Raw genomic sequence first — 14,360 nt, forward strand, 5'->3', positions numbered from 1 at the left:
GTCGCGACGCGCTACACTCGTCCTCGGCCCATCGCCAGGGCACGACTTCCGCACGCCCGGCCACCGGAGCCGGTTTCGCTCCGGTTCGAACGTGCGTGGGATGCCGGACCCGGGCGGCGGCCGATGGTCTGTTGCGTGTCGTCGCGGTGGACGGGGTGCTCATCCCGGACCCGCGGCGGCGGCGCCCCGGCCGAGGTGCCTGGTTGCACCCCGATCTGGAGTGCCTCGGCCGTGCCGAGCGTCGCTCGGCGTTCTCGCGCGCACTTCGTGTGCCGGGACCGCTGGACGTCTCCGAGGTACGGTCCCACCTGCAGTCCAAAGGGTCACGGGAGACGCCCGTGTCCGTCCGTCACGAAGGCAAGGTCGACCCGTCATGAGCCAGTCGTGAAGATCGCACCATGAACGCGCTTCGACACTAGGTTCGAGGTCGAGCGGGACACGCCGCCCGGCCTCCGGATTACAAGGAGAGCAGTGGCAGGCAAGGCCCGCGTACATGAGCTCGCGAAGGAGCTCGGAGTCAGCAGTAAGCAGGTCCTCAGCAAGCTGCAGGACCTGGGTGAGTATGTGAAGTCCCCGTCCTCCACCGTGGAGGCCCCGGTCGCGCGCAAGCTGCGCGAGGCAATGGCAGGCGGTGGCGAGGGCGGCAACGGCGCGCGGCGCGGCCGTCCCGGCGGCGGTGGTCGCCCGCGGCAGGGTGCGGGCTCCGCGCCGGCTCCCGGTCCTTCGGCGAGCCCGAGCGCGCCCCGATCCGGCGGCACTCAGGGCCCGCGGCCGGGCCCGCGGCCCGGCCCCCCGCAGCGACCCGCCCAGCCGGCCGAGTCCGTGGCACCGGCCGAACGTCAGCCGCGCCCGGCCGGCGGCCCGCGGCCCGGTCCGCGTCCCGGCCCGCCCCAGCGTCAGCAGCCCGCGGCCGCCCAGGCCCCGGCCCAGCCCACCGCCGCACCTCGTCCCGGCCCGGCCGCCCAGCGTCCGGACGCCGCAGGCCCGGCGCCGTCGGCGGCCGGCGAGGCCCAGACGGTGCCGCCGCGCCCGCAGGCGCCCAAGCCCGGCCCGCGCACCCCGCGGGTCGGTAACAACCCGTTCGGTGTCGGTTCCGGCGCTCCGCCGCGCTCGGGGCCCGGCTCGATGCCGCCGCGTCCCGGCCCGTCGCCCAGCCAGGGCGGGCAGGGTCAGGCCGCTTCCGGCCAGCCCGGTCCTCGTCCCGGCCCGCCCGCCGGTGGCTCGCGTCCCGGTGAGGCCGGTCGCGGTGGCCCGCGTCCGTCGCCGGGCAACATGCCGCCGCGCCCGAACCCGGGCATGATGCCGGCGCGTCCGGCCGGTCGCCCTGGGCCGGGCGCCGGTGGCCGTGGCGGTCCCGGTGGCCGTCCGGGTGGTCCCGGTGGCCGTCCGGGCGGTGGCGGTCGTCCCGGCGGCGGTGGCTTCCGTCCCGGTGGCGGTGGCGGTGCCCCGGCTGGTGGCGGTGGCGGCTTCCGGGGAGGCCCTGGCCGTCCCGGTGGCGGTGGCCGTGGCCGCGGCGGCGCGGCCGGTGCCTTCGGTCGTCCCGGGGGTCCGGCCCGCAAGGGTCGCAAGTCGAAGCGGCAGAAGCGCCAGGAGTTCGACTCGATGCAGGCCCCCACGGTCGGCGGCGTCCGGCTGCCGAAGGGCCGCGGCGAGACCGTCCGGTTGCCGCGTGGTGCCTCGCTGACCGACTTCGCCGAGAAGATCGGCGCGAACCCGGCGTCGCTGGTACAGGTGCTGTTCCACCTGGGCGAGATGGTCACCGCGACCCAGTCGGTCTCCGACGAGGTGCTCGAGCTGCTCGGCACCGAGATGAACTACGCCGTCCAGGTCGTCAGCCCGGAGGAGGAGGACCGCGAACTGCTCGACTCCTTCGACATCTCCTTCGGCGAGAACGAGGGTGGCGACGAAGATCTCGAGGTTCGCCCGCCGGTCGTGACCGTCATGGGTCACGTCGACCACGGCAAGACGCGCCTGCTGGACACGATCCGCAAGACCAACGTCCGCGAGGGCGAGGCAGGCGGGATCACCCAGCACATCGGCGCGTACCAGGTCATGACCGACCTCGACGGCGAGGGGCGGCCGATCACCTTCATCGACACCCCGGGTCACGAGGCGTTCACCGCCATGCGCGCCCGCGGTGCGAAGTCCACGGACATCGCGGTGATCGTGGTCGCGGCCGACGACGGCGTGATGCCGCAGACGGTGGAGGCGATCAACCACGCCCAGGCGGCCGACGTGCCGATCGTGGTCGCGGTGAATAAGATCGACGTCGAGGGTGCGAACCCGGCGAAGATCCGCCAGCAGCTCACCGAGTACGGCTTGGTCGCCGAGGAGTACGGCGGCGACACGATGTTCGTCGACATCTCCGCCAAGCAGGGCACGAACATCGAGGCGCTGCTTGAGGCGATCCTGCTGACCGCCGATGCCACGCTCGACCTGCGGGCCAACCCGAACATGGACGCGCAGGGCGTCGCGATCGAGGCGCATCTCGACCGCGGGCGCGGCCCCGTCGCCACGGTGCTGGTGCAGCGCGGCACGCTACGTGTCGGCGACTCGATCGTCGCGGGCGACGCGTCCGGCCGGGTGCGCCGGATGGTCGACGAGAACGGCGAGGACGTCACCGAGGCGACCCCGTCGCGGCCGGTGCAGGTCATCGGGTTCACCTCGGTGCCCGGCGCGGGCGACACGTTCCTCGTCGTCGACGAGGACCGGGTGGCTCGGCAGATCGCCGACCGCCGCCGCGCCCGGGAGCGTAACGCCGAGCTGGCGAGCCGTCGCAAGCGGGTCAGCCTGGAGGACCTGGACGCCGCGCTGAAGGAGACCAACACCCTCAACCTGATCATCAAGGGCGACAACTCGGGTACCGTCGAGGCACTCGAGGACGCGCTCATGAAGATCGATGTCGGCGACGACGTGGAGCTGCGGGTGATCCACCGTGGCGTCGGTGGGATCACCGAGGGTGATATCAACCTCGCCATCGCCGACAACGTCATCGTGCTGGGCTTCAACGTCCGGGCCGAGGGCAAGGCCACCGAGCTGGCCAACCGCGAGGGTGTCGAGATCCGCTACTACTCGGTGATCTACCAGGCCATCGAGGAGATCGAGCAGGCCCTCAAGGGCATGCTCAAGCCGGAGTACGAGCAGGTCGACCTCGGCCGGGCCGAGGTCCGCGAGGTCTTCAAGTCCTCCCGGTTCGGCACGATCGCCGGTTGTCTGGTGATGAGCGGGGAGATCCGGCGTAACGCCAGAGGCCGGCTGCTGCGTGACAACGTGGTCATCGCCGAGAACCTGCCGATCAGCTCGCTGCGGCGGTTCAAGGACGACGTGGTCGAGGTCCGCGAGGGCTTCGAATGCGGTCTGACGCTCGGCAGCTACAGCGACATCAAGGTCGGCGACGTGGTCGAGACCTTCGAGATGCGCGAGAAGCCGAGGAGCTGACGCCTCGTGAGTGCTGGGTACCGTTCCAGCGGTACCCAGCACTCACGGGCGCGGAGCGCACATGTATGTAGGTGCCCTGGAGCTGGACGTGCTGCTCGGAGACGTCCACTCGTTGAAGGAGAAGCGGTCGGTGGTGCGGCCGGTCGTGGCCGAGCTGCGCCGGAGGTTCGAGGTCGCGGTGGCCGAGGCAGGTCATCTCGACCTGCATCGGCGCGCGCTGATCGGGATCAGCTGCGTGGCCCCGGACGCCTGTCATGTCACGGCGCTGCTCGACCGCTGCGAGCGCTTGGTGGCCGACCGCCCCGAACTGCAGCTGCTCTCGGCCCGGCATCGGATGCTGGGCCCCGAGGACGAATAGCCTGACCGAAGGAGGGCCATCGTGGTGGACCATGCCCGCGCGCGGCGGTTGGCCAAGCGCATTGCCCAGATCGTGGCCGCCGCCCTCGAGCACGAGGTGAAGGATCCGCGGCTGTCGATGGTCACGGTCACCGACGCCCGCGTCACCGGCGACCTGCGCGAGGCCACCGTCTTCTACACGGTGCTGGGACGTTCGGTCGACGAGGCACCTGACACCGCGGGCGCCGCTGCCGCGCTGGCCAGCGCCACCGGCGTGCTGCGCACCATGGTCGGCCAGCAGACCGGCGTCCGATACACCCCGAGCCTCGCGTTCGTGCTGGACCAGGTACCGGACGAGGCGCGGCGGATGGAGGAGTTGCTGGCCCGCACCCGGGAGTCCGACGCCGAGGTGGCCCGGCTCGCCGCGACCGCCCGGTTCGCCGGCGACGCCGACCCCTACCGGTCGCCGCGCGCCGCCGACGACCTCGACGCCGCCGAGTGAGCGGCTACCGCGGCCCGCAGCCGGGCTGGGACTCGGCAGGTCCGGCGGGCCCGGCCGCGGATGTGGCCGCGGCGGCCGCGCTGCTCGCCGACGCCCGCGACGTCACGCTGCTGGCGCACGTCCAGCCCGACGCCGACGCGCTCGGCAGCGTGCTGGCGCTGGGGATCGCGCTGCGGCGGCGCGGCGCGACGGTCCGGGTCTCCTTCGCCGATCCCGACGTCATGCCCGAGTCGCTGCGCCCGCTCGACGTCCTGGGCCTGTTCGTGCCCGCCGCCCAGGTACCCGCGGTACCCGACGTCCTGGTGGCCTGCGACACGGCCAGCGTGGGGCGGCTGGGTGGGCTCGCCGACCGAGTGCCCGCGGCCCGCGCGACGCTGCTCGTCGACCACCACGCGTCGAACGATGGGTTCGGCACCCACCAGGTCGTCGACCCGAGCGCCGAGGCCACCGTCGTGCTCGTGCACCGCATCCTCACCGCACTGGGTACGCCGATCGACGAGGCCATCGCGAACTGTCTCTACGTGGGGCTCGTCACCGACACCGTCGGGTTCCGCACCGCCGGACCCGGGGCGCACCGGCTGGCCGCGACGCTGCTGGAGGCCGGGGTGCAGGTCGAGCCGCTCATCCGGCCGATCACGGACACGCATCCCTTCGCCTGGCTGGGCGCGCTCGCCGACGTGCTGCGCGACGCCGTGCTCGACCTGTGCGCCGCGGGTGGGCACGGGTTGGTCCACACGATCGTCCCCGCCGAGCTGATCGCCCGCTTCCGGTTCGAGGAGATCGACAGCGTGATCGACCAGATCCGCTGCGCCGCCGAGGCCGAGGTCGCCGCCGTACTCAAACAGGTCGGCCCGCGACGCTGGACGGTCTCGTTGCGGGCCAAGGGGACCGTCGACGTCGCGGCGGTCGCGGTCGCGCTCGGCGGCGGTGGGCACCGCAACGCCGCGGGGCTCACCTGGGACGGCGAGCCCGGTGATCTCCTCGACGCGCTGCGCGCCGCGCTCGACGCCGCGGCCCCGACCGGCCTTGCGGGTCACCGCTCGATCTCCGGTCCCGACCGCTAGCGTGTGCGCCGACTCGAGGAGGAGAAGTGGCATCCGCACCAGGGCCGACATCGGCACCAGGGCCGGGAACCGGACCCATGGACGGACCGGCCGCGCGGCGGGCCTTCCTGGCCGCCGTGCTACGCCGTCCCGCCCGGATCGGCGCGGTCGCGCCGAGCTCGCCGGAGCTGGGCGCGCTGCTGGCGTCGATCGTGCCGTGCCACGGCACCCCGGTCGTCGTCGAGCTCGGCGCGGGCACCGGGGCGATCAGCGACATGATCGCCGCCCGGCTGCCGGCCGGGGCACGTCATCTGGCGGTCGAGGTCGACCCCGCGCTGGCCGAGTACCTGCGCCGGTCCCGACCGGGCCTCGAGGTCGTGGAGGGTGACGCGACGCAGCTCGCGGCGCTGCTCGCCGAGCGCGGGGTGGCCGCGGTCGACGCGGTGGTCAGCGGTCTGCCGTGGGCGCTGTTCGGCAGCGCCGCCCAGCGCGCCATCCTCGGTCATGTCGCCGATGTGATCGGGCCGACCGGCGGCTTCACGACCTTCGCCTACCGGCACGCCATGCCGATGGCGGCGGCGCGACGATTCCGGCGGACCCTGCACGAGGTCTTCGACGAGGTCCTCGTCACCCGGACGGTATGGCGGAACGTGCCGCCTGCCTTCGGTTACGTCTGCCGCCGTCCCGCCCCCGCCGCCGTGCGGTGAGCGCGGCCGGCTCGGCGGCCGCCGGACCGGTCTCGGCCCGCGCGGTCCTCCGGCTCGCCGCTCCGGCGTTGCCGGTGCTGGCCGCGGAACCGCTCTACCTGTTGGTCGATACCGCGGTCGTCGGGCGGCTCGGTGCCGTCCCGCTGGCCGGCCTCGCGGTCGCGGCGGTGATCTTCGCTCAGGTCACCACGCAGCTGACGTTCCTGTCCTACGGCACGACGGCGCGCGCGGCTCGGCTGCAGGGCGCCGGACGGCGGTCGGCCGCGGTCGCCGAGGGCGTGCAGGCCACCTGGCTGGCCATGGCCGTGGGGCTGGTGGTGCTGGTGGTCGGCCAGCTGGTCGCGCGGCCGGTGGCCGGGGTGCTCGGCGACGGCGGCGCGGTCGCCGACGCCGCCGTGTCCTGGCTGAGGATCGCGTTGTTCGGTGCCCCGCTGGTGCTGGTCACGCTGGCCGGGAACGGCTGGATGCGTGGGGTCCAGGACACCGCGCGTCCGATGCGCTACGTGCTGGCCGGCAACGGGCTCTCGGCGCTGGCCTGCCCGTTCCTGGTGCACGGCGCAGGCTCGTGGCAGGGGTGGGGCCTCGAGGGCTCGGCGGTGGCCAATGTGCTGGCCCAGACGGTCGTCGCCGGGCTGTTCCTCGCCGCGCTGTGGCGGGAACGGGCCGCCGCGCCGCCCGATCAGCCGGTGCGGCTGCGTCCCGAGCTGCGGCTGCTGCGCGCCCAGCTCGGCCTCGGCCGCGACCTGGTGCTGCGCAGCCTGTCGTTCCAGGCCTGTTTCCTGTCCGCGACGGCGGTGGCCGCCCGGTTCGGCGCCCCGTCGGTCGCGGCGCACCAGATCGTGCTGCAGCTGTGGGTGTTCCAGGCCCTGGTGCTGGACGCCGTCGCGATCGCCGCCCAGGCGCTGGTCGGCGCCGCGCTGGGAGCCGGGGGAGCGGACCGGGCGCGGGCGCTGGCCCGGCAGGTCGCGCGGTACGGGCTGTACCTGGGGGTCGGGTTCGGAATCCTGTTCGCCGCGCTGAGCACGACGTTGCCCGCGGCGTTCACCAGCGATGCCGCGGTGCTCGCCCTCGTCCCGGTGGCGTGGTGGTTCTTCGCCGCGATGCAGCCGGTGGCCGGGGTGGTCTTCGCGCTGGACGGGGTGCTGCTCGGCGCGGGCGACGCCGCGTTCCTGCGGAACTCGACGCTGCTCGCCGCGGGGCTGGGGTTCCTGCCGCTGATCTGGGTGTCGCTGCTGGCGGGCTGGGGGCTGGCCGGGATCTGGACGGGGCTGACCGCGTTCATGCTCATCCGGCTGGCCGCGGTGACCCTGCGGACCCGATCCGGACGCTGGGCGGTGACCGGAGTGAACGTGGCGCATCCCGCATAGCCCGCGAGTCGCGGTATTTCCGCGAGCGAGTCGGGGTGGGGTCCCGGTGGGCCCGCGGAGCCCAGCAGGCAGGATCGGTCGACGTGCCTCCTCCTGGACTGGTGATCGTCGACAAGCCGGGCGGGTTCACCTCGCACGACGTGGTGGCCCGGCTGCGGCGCATCCTGGGTACGCGCAAGATCGGTCACGCCGGCACGCTCGACCCGATGGCGACCGGCGTGCTCGTCTGCGGTGTGGAACGGGGGACGAGGCTGCTCGGTCACCTCGCGCTCGATACCAAGGCCTACACCGCGACGATCCGGCTCGGCGCCGCGACGACGACCGACGACGCGGAGGGAACACCGGTCGGCGGCACCGACGCCGCGGGCGTCGAGGAGACCGCGGTCCGCGCCGGGATGGCCGCGCTCAGCGGCACGATCCAGCAGGTGCCCAGCTCGGTGAGCGCAATCAAGATCGACGGCAGGCGGGCCTACGCGCGGGTGCGGGCGGGGGAGGACGTGGTGCTGCCGGCGCGTCCGGTCACGGTGTCCGTGTTCACCCTGCGCGAGTTGCGGCGCGGGGACGCGGTGACCGATCTCGACGTCGAGGTCGAGTGTTCCGCGGGCACCTACGTCCGGGCACTGGCCCGTGACCTCGGAGCGGCGCTCGGTGTCGGGGGCCACCTGACCGCGCTGCGCCGCACCAGGGTCGGGCCGTTCACCCTGGACCATGCGCGCACGCTGGAGTTGCTGGCGGCCGAGCCGGGGCTGTCGCTGTCGCTGGCCGGCGCGGTGGCGCTGGCGTTCCCGCGCCGGGAGGTGGATCACGCGGCCGCCGTGGCGCTCGGCCACGGCCGGCCGTTGGCCCCCGTGGGGTTGACCGGCACCTATGGGGTGTTCGATCCCGACGGGCGGGTGCTCGGCCTCGTCGCCGAGCGCGACGGCGCGGCTCGTCCGCTGGTCGTCCTGGCCCCGGCCGGTGGCTGAGATGTTGCCGATGTCGCCCGACGGGCGGGCCGGGCCGTTCCGTAGGCTCCGGGACGTGCAGCGCTGGCGTGGACTCGAGGCCGTGCCCACCGACTGGGGCCGTAGCGTGGTCACCATCGGGATCTTCGACGGAGTCCACCGCGGCCATCAACAGCTGATCGACCAGGCGGTGGCCCGGGGCCGGGAGCGAGGGCTGCCCACGGTCGTCGTGACGTTCGACCCGCATCCCGCCGAGCTGGTTCGGCCCGGCAGCCACCCGGCTCGGCTGACGAGTCTGAGCAGGCGCGCCGAGCTGATCGCGGAGCGGGGGGTGGACGCGTTCTGCGTGCTGCCGTTCACCGTCGAGCTCTCCCGGATGGAACCGGCCGAGTTCGCGCACGAGGTGTTGGTCGAACGGCTGCACGCGGTGCTGGTCGTGGTGGGCAGCAACTTCACCTTCGGCTACCGCGCCGCCGGGGACGTCGACAAGCTGGGCCGGCTGGGCAGGCGGTTCGGCTTCGGGGTCGAGGGCCTCGACCTGATCACCGACGACGGTGTCACCTTCTCCTCGACCTACGTCCGGGCCTGCATCGACGCGGGTGACGTCGTCGCCGCGGCGGCCGCGCTGGGGCGGCTGCACCGAGTCGAGGGGGTTGTCGTGCACGGGGCCCGCCGCGGGCGGGACCTGGGTTTCCCCACCGCCAACGTGTCGTGTCCCCCGTTCACCGCGCTGCCCGCCGACGGCGTCTACGCCGGGTGGTTCCTGCACTGCGGGCGGCGGTTGCCCACCGCGATCTCGATGGGCACCAACCCGACCTTCTCCGGTCGGGAGCGCACGCTCGAGGCCTATGTCCTCGACGTCGACGAGGACTTCTACGGCCACGAGGTCTCGATCGAGTTCGCCCACCGGCTGCGCGGGCAGGAGCGCTACGACGGGGTCGACGCGCTGGTGGAGCAGATGCACCGGGACGTCGCCCGGACCCGGGAACTGCTGACCGGCTGACGGGTCTCGCCCCGCCGTGATCGGCGCTTCGGCGGCGGGAGCCGCGAGGTTCGCGGTTGCGACCGCCGGATCGTGGATCTCCGAGCGGGACGGCCGAGCCGCGAGCGGGGCGGGCGGGCGGATTGCGCCGAAACCGCCCGGAACGGCGCATCCGGCTGCGAGCATGCAGCCGTGGACAACACGTGGGCGGGCTCCGGCCAGTTGGCGGCCAACCGCGGTCGGCAGCGGGAACTCTACGGCGCGCCGCTCGGTGACCGGATCCGCAGGCTGACCCGCGCGCTGGGCATCACCCAGAGCAGGCTCGCCCGGACCCTGGGTCTGAGCCCGGCCATGCTGAGCCAGCTGGTGAGCGGCCGCCGGGTGAAGATCGGTGACCCTGCGGTGCTCGCCCGGCTGATGCTGCTCGACGAGCGTTGCCCGGTGGCCGATCCGCCGCCCGGACCGGACGCGGTCGAGCGGCTGCTCGCCGAGATCCGCGACGCCCGGCTGCACTGGGCGGGCGGGGGGCCGCAGCCGGCCGCTTCCCCAGCTGCCCCGACCGATCCGGCGCCGCCGCGCGGTCCGGACGACCAGCCGCGGTCGGCCGGGCGCCGGCCCCGCCGCCCCGAGCCCCGCCGCACGGCGGCCGACGCGCTGCGGGCCGTCGCCGGACCGTCGCGGCTGGTGGCCGCGGCGGCGCGGCTGGACCCGATGTTCCCGGATCTGGCCGAGGTGTTCCGCCAGGCCGCGGCGGGACCGCGCTGACCCCGACGCGCAGACCCGACAGCGAAGCGCCGCCGAAGGGCCGCCCGGCCCGCACTGGTAGCCTGACTGACTGGGTCCGGCTGCGGTCCGTGGCGGCCGACCTGGAATCTCCGCCGCCCGGAGCCTCTCCCGGCGCGGGCGGCAGCACACGGCACATACGAATGAGGAGCACCATCCGTGGCCCTGGACGCCGCTGAGAAGAAGACCATCCTGGACGCCTACGGGGTCCACGAGGGTGACACGGGTTCGCCCGAGGCGCAGGTCGCGCTGCTGACCAAGCGGATCAGCGATCTGACCGAGCACCTCAAGCACCACAAGCACGACCACCACTCGCGCCGCGGATTGCTGCTCATGGTCGGCCGCCGTCGGCGGCTGCTGAAGTACCTGGCGTCGGTCGACATCACGCGCTACCGATCGCTGATCGAGCGTCTCGGCCTGCGCCGCTGACCCACCCGGCCCCCGGGCGGCCGACCGGCCGTCCCGGGGCGCCGGTCACAACTCAACCCAGCACCGTGCCACCGCGCCGGACGATGATCCGCCGGTCCTCGGTAGTGGTTCCCGGACTCGTTTCCTGCCGGGGGCTTCGATCGAAGACCGGCTCCGCCGAGGATCTGCCGGGAGTGGTGGTTCGCGTGCTCCTCTCGTGAGGGGATACCACTCCATGACCGATCCCATCCAGAGCGACGTGCACGAAACCACCGCCGTCATCGACAACGGCAGGTTCGGCACGCGCACCATCCGGTTCGAGACCGGGCGGCTCGCCCGTCAGGCCGCCGGATCCGTCGTCGCCTATCTCGACGACGAGTCCATGCTGCTGTCCGCCACCACGGCGTCCAAGCAGCCCAAGGAGCATTTCGACTTCTTCCCGCTGACGGTCGACGTCGAGGAGCGGATGTACGCCGCCGGGCGCATCCCGGGCTCGTTCTTCCGTCGTGAGGGCCGCCCGGGCACCGAGGCGATCCTGATCTGCCGGCTGATCGACCGCCCGCTGCGCCCCTCGTTCGTCGACGGCCTGCGCAACGAGATCCAGATCGTCGTCACGGTGATGTCGCTGCACCCGCAGGACCCGTACGACGCGTTGGCGATCAACGCCGCCTCGGCGTCCACCCAGCTGGCCGGGCTTCCGTTCTCCGGGCCGATCGGCAGTGTCCGCGTCGCGCTCATCGACGGTCAGTGGGTCGCCTTCCCGACCTACGAGCAGCTCGAACGCGCCGTGTTCGACATGATCGTGGCGGGCCGCGTGGTCGGCAGCGCCGCAGACGGCGGCGACGACGTGGCGATCATGATGGTCGAGGCGGAGGCCACCGGCACGACGATCGGCCTCGTCGCCGACGGCGCGCCGGCGCCGACCGAGGAGATCGTCGCCGCCGGGCTCGAGGCGGCCAAGCCGTTCATCCGCACGCTGGCACTGGCTCAGCAGCAGCTGGCCGACGCGGCGGCCAAGCCGACCGGTGAGTTCCCGCTCTACCCTGCCTACCAGCCCGACGCCTTCGAGGCCGTCGCCGCGGCCGCGTCCGATGACCTGGCTCAGGCCCTGACCATCGTGGGCAAGCAGGAGCGGGAGGCGCGGCTCGACGAGATCAAGCTCGCCGTCCTGCGCCGGCTCGGCAGCGAGTTCGAGGGCCGGGAGAAGGAGCTCGGCGCCGCGTTCCGGTCGCTGAACAAGAAGCTGGTCCGCCAGCGCATCCTGCGCGACAAGATCCGCATCGACGGCCGCGGCATCACCGACATCCGGCCGCTGTCGGCCGAGGTGGAGGTGGTCCCGCGGGCGCACGGCTCGGCGCTGTTCGAGCGCGGCGAGACACAGATCCTGGGCGTCACCACGCTGAACATGCTGCGCATGGAACAGCAGATCGACTCGCTCGGGCCGGAGACCCACAAGCGCTATCTGCACCACTACAACTTCCCGCCGTACTCGACCGGGGAGACCGGCCGGGTGGGCTCGCCGAAGCGCCGGGAGATCGGCCACGGCGCGCTGGCCGAGCGGGCGCTGATCCCGGTGCTGCCCAGCCGCGAGGAGTTCCCCTACACCATCCGGCAGGTCTCGGAGGCGTTGGGCTCCAACGGATCGACGTCGATGGGCTCGGTCTGCGCCTCGACGATGTCGCTGCTCAACGCGGGCGTGCCGCTCAAGGCCCCGGTGGCGGGCATCGCGATGGGCCTGGTGTCCGACGAGGTCGACGGGATGACTTCCTACGTCGCGCTGACCGACATCCTCGGCGCCGAGGACGCCTTCGGCGACATGGACTTCAAGGTCGCCGGGACCGCGGAGTTCGTCACCGCGCTGCAGCTGGACACCAAGCTCGACGGGATCCCGAGCGAGGTGCTGGGCGCCGCGCTCCAGCAGGCCCGGGACGCCCGGCTGACCATCCTCGAGGTCATCGACGAGGCGATCGACCGCCCCGACGAGATGAGCACCTACGCGCCTCGGGTCACCGCGATCAAGGTGCCGGTCGACAAGATCGGCGAGGTCATCGGCCCGAAGGGCAAGATGATCAACTCGATCACAGAGCAGACCGGTGCGGACATCTCGATCGAGGACGACGGCACCATCTACGTGGGCGCAGCCGACGGCCCCTCGGCCGAGCAGGCCATCGGCATGATCAACGCGATCGCGAACCCGCAGCTGCCGAAGGTCGGCGAACGCTTTCTGGGCACGGTGGTCAAGACCGCCGCGTTCGGCGCGTTCGTCTCCCTCGTGCCGGGCAAGGACGGCCTGATCCACATCTCGAAGCTGGGTAACGGCAAGCGGATCGGCAAGGTCGAGGACGTCGTCAACGTCGGGGACAAGATCCGGGTCGAGGTCACCGACATCGACAACCGCGGCAAGATCAGCTTGCTCCCGGTGGCGGAGGAGAGTCCTGCCGAGGATTCCGCGGAGGGCGCTCCCGCCGACGAGGCGACGGAGGTCCCTTCGAGTTGACCGGCCTGGTGACGCCGGGGGCGGGAGCGAGCGGTCCCGCCCCCGGCGCACGCGGCGTGGGCGGTGTCGCCCGCTCCGATCTGCCCGGCGGGATCCGCCTGCTCACCGAGGCCCTGCCGGGCGTGCGCTCGGTGGCGCTGGGAATCTGGATCGCCATCGGCTCCCGCGACGAGCGGCCCGAACAGGCCGGCGCCGCGCACTACCTCGAACACCTGCTGTTCAAAGGGACCGGGCGGCGGAGCGCGGCGGCGATCGCCGAGGAGATCGATGCCGTCGGCGGCGAGCTGAACGCGTTCACCGCCAAGGAGCACACCTGCTACTACGCGCATGTGCTCGACGCCGACCTGCCGCTGGCGGTCGACGTGCTCGCCGACGTCGTCACCGATGCCCGGCTCGCGCCCACCGACGTGGAGCTCGAGCGTGGGGTGGTGCTCGAGGAGATCGCGATGCGCGACGACGATCCCGAGGACCTGCTCGGCGAGCTGTTCGACGAGGCCCTGTTCGCCGGGCATCCGCTGGGCAGGCCGGTGATCGGTTCCGAGCAGTCGATCCGCGCGATGAGCCGCGACACCCTGCACGAGTTCTGGCGCGGGGAGTACACGACGCCGCGGATGGTCGTCGCCGCGGCGGGGTGCCTGGCGCACGAGCAGGTCGTGGAGCTGGTCGGCGCGGCGCTGGCCGCGGCGGCCGCCCGCTCGGATCCCGGTTCGGCTCCGGTGGCACCGCGGGCCGGCGGCGCGCCGGTGCCGGCCGGGACCGGGCCGCGGCTCGTGCTGCGCGGCGACGACACCGAACAGGCGCATCTCATGCTCGGGGTGCCCGCGCTGCACCGGCACGACCCGCGGCGCCACGCGCTCATGGTGCTCAACACCGCGCTGGGCGGCGGGCTGAGCTCGCGGTTGTTCCAGCAGGTCCGCGAGCAGCGGGGACTGGCGTACTCGGTGTACTCGGCAGCCACCACCTACGCCGACGTGGGAAGCCTCTCCGTTTACGCCGGATGCGCGCCGGAGCGGCTCGGCGAGGTCGTCACGGTCGTCCGCGGCGTGCTCGACGCGGTGGCCGCCGACGGGCTGACCGAGGCTGAGCTGGTGCGGGCCAAGGGTTCGCTGCGCGGCGGGCTGGTGTTGGGTTGCGAGGACACCGCGTCGCGGATGAACCGGCTCGGCCGCTCCGAGCTCGATCACGGCAGGCAGCGCAGCATTTCCGAGAGCCTCGACCGGATCGCCGCGGTCACCGGCGACGACGTGTCGGCGGTGGCGCGCGAGCTGCTGTCCGTACCGCAGACCGCCGCCGTGGTCGGGCCCTACGCCGAGATCGACGAGCTCCCGGCGGTGCTGCGGGAACTGGCCTGAC

Annotated in this window: 13 protein-coding genes; all 13 read left to right on the forward strand. The window is 73.2% G+C overall.

The window, feature by feature from the left end; translation table 11 throughout:
* Positions 1-95 precede the first annotated feature (95 nt).
* The 13 genes from G567_RS35820 (at position 96) to G567_RS0100795 (ending at position 14,359) form a co-directional block, all read left to right on the forward strand.
* Positions 96-377: a YlxR family protein gene (locus G567_RS35820; RefSeq protein WP_261763829.1), complete on the forward strand. Its 282-nt coding sequence runs from the start codon at positions 96-98 to the stop codon at positions 375-377.
* 94 nt (positions 378-471) lie between these two features.
* Positions 472-3,438: a translation initiation factor IF-2 gene (gene infB, locus G567_RS26005; RefSeq protein ID WP_037055236.1), complete on the forward strand. Its 2,967-nt coding sequence runs from the start codon at positions 472-474 to the stop codon at positions 3,436-3,438.
* Positions 3,439-3,499: 61 nt separating this feature from the next.
* On the forward strand, positions 3,500-3,796 hold the full coding sequence (locus tag G567_RS0100745; protein ID WP_028928456.1) for a DUF503 domain-containing protein: 297 nt from the start codon (positions 3,500-3,502) through the stop codon (positions 3,794-3,796).
* Positions 3,797-3,817: 21 nt separating this feature from the next.
* Complete coding sequence (rbfA, locus tag G567_RS0100750) at positions 3,818-4,276, forward strand: 30S ribosome-binding factor RbfA (RefSeq protein WP_028928457.1); 459 nt, start codon at positions 3,818-3,820, stop codon at positions 4,274-4,276.
* Between the two features lie 62 nt (positions 4,277-4,338).
* Positions 4,339-5,340, forward strand: coding sequence for a DHH family phosphoesterase (locus G567_RS26010; RefSeq protein WP_051232087.1), 1,002 nt, complete (start codon positions 4,339-4,341; stop codon positions 5,338-5,340).
* A 77-nt stretch (positions 5,341-5,417) separates the two neighbouring features.
* Positions 5,418-6,026, forward strand: coding sequence for a class I SAM-dependent methyltransferase (locus G567_RS0100760; RefSeq protein WP_028928458.1), 609 nt, complete (start codon positions 5,418-5,420; stop codon positions 6,024-6,026).
* Positions 6,023-7,393, forward strand: coding sequence for an MATE family efflux transporter (locus tag G567_RS0100765; RefSeq protein WP_028928459.1), 1,371 nt, complete (start codon positions 6,023-6,025; stop codon positions 7,391-7,393). Before G567_RS0100760 ends, G567_RS0100765 begins: the two co-directional genes overlap by 4 nt.
* Positions 7,394-7,476: 83 nt before the next feature.
* A complete protein-coding gene (gene truB / locus G567_RS0100770) occupies positions 7,477-8,358 on the forward strand; it encodes a tRNA pseudouridine(55) synthase TruB (RefSeq protein ID WP_028928460.1) in 882 nt (293 codons plus the stop codon).
* A 55-nt stretch (positions 8,359-8,413) separates the two neighbouring features.
* Positions 8,414-9,340 carry a bifunctional riboflavin kinase/FAD synthetase gene (locus G567_RS0100775; protein ID WP_028928461.1) on the forward strand — a complete coding sequence of 309 codons (927 nt, stop codon included), beginning with the start codon at positions 8,414-8,416 and terminating at the stop codon, positions 9,338-9,340.
* A gap of 171 nt (positions 9,341-9,511) precedes the next feature.
* Complete coding sequence (locus G567_RS0100780) at positions 9,512-10,084, forward strand: helix-turn-helix domain-containing protein (RefSeq protein WP_051232010.1); 573 nt, start codon at positions 9,512-9,514, stop codon at positions 10,082-10,084.
* A 177-nt stretch (positions 10,085-10,261) separates the two neighbouring features.
* Entirely contained in the window at positions 10,262-10,531 is a 270-nt protein-coding gene (rpsO, locus tag G567_RS0100785; RefSeq protein WP_028928463.1) for a 30S ribosomal protein S15, read from the forward strand.
* A 214-nt stretch (positions 10,532-10,745) separates the two neighbouring features.
* Positions 10,746-13,007 (forward strand): polyribonucleotide nucleotidyltransferase, encoded by a 2,262-nt coding sequence (locus G567_RS0100790; protein ID WP_028928464.1) that lies wholly within the window; start codon positions 10,746-10,748, stop codon positions 13,005-13,007.
* Between the two features lie 5 nt (positions 13,008-13,012).
* Positions 13,013-14,359 carry a M16 family metallopeptidase gene (locus G567_RS0100795; RefSeq protein WP_051232089.1) on the forward strand — a complete coding sequence of 449 codons (1,347 nt, stop codon included), beginning with the start codon at positions 13,013-13,015 and terminating at the stop codon, positions 14,357-14,359.
* The last annotated feature ends 1 nt before the right edge of the window (position 14,360 follow it).

Source organism: Pseudonocardia asaccharolytica DSM 44247 = NBRC 16224 (genome assembly GCF_000423625.1).
GTDB classification, from domain to species: Bacteria; Actinomycetota; Actinomycetes; order Mycobacteriales; family Pseudonocardiaceae; genus Pseudonocardia; species Pseudonocardia asaccharolytica.

What these genes read in the sequence shown, in the direction of transcription:
- G567_RS0100745 (WP_028928456.1), top strand. Translation starts at nt 3,500, where the DNA reads ATGTATGTAGGTGCCCTGGAGCTGGACGTGCTGCTCGGAGACGTCCAC.
- G567_RS0100760 (WP_028928458.1), top strand. Translation starts at nt 5,418, where the DNA reads ATGGACGGACCGGCCGCGCGGCGGGCCTTCCTGGCCGCCGTGCTACGC.
- G567_RS0100790 (WP_028928464.1), top strand. Translation starts at nt 10,746, where the DNA reads ATGACCGATCCCATCCAGAGCGACGTGCACGAAACCACCGCCGTCATC.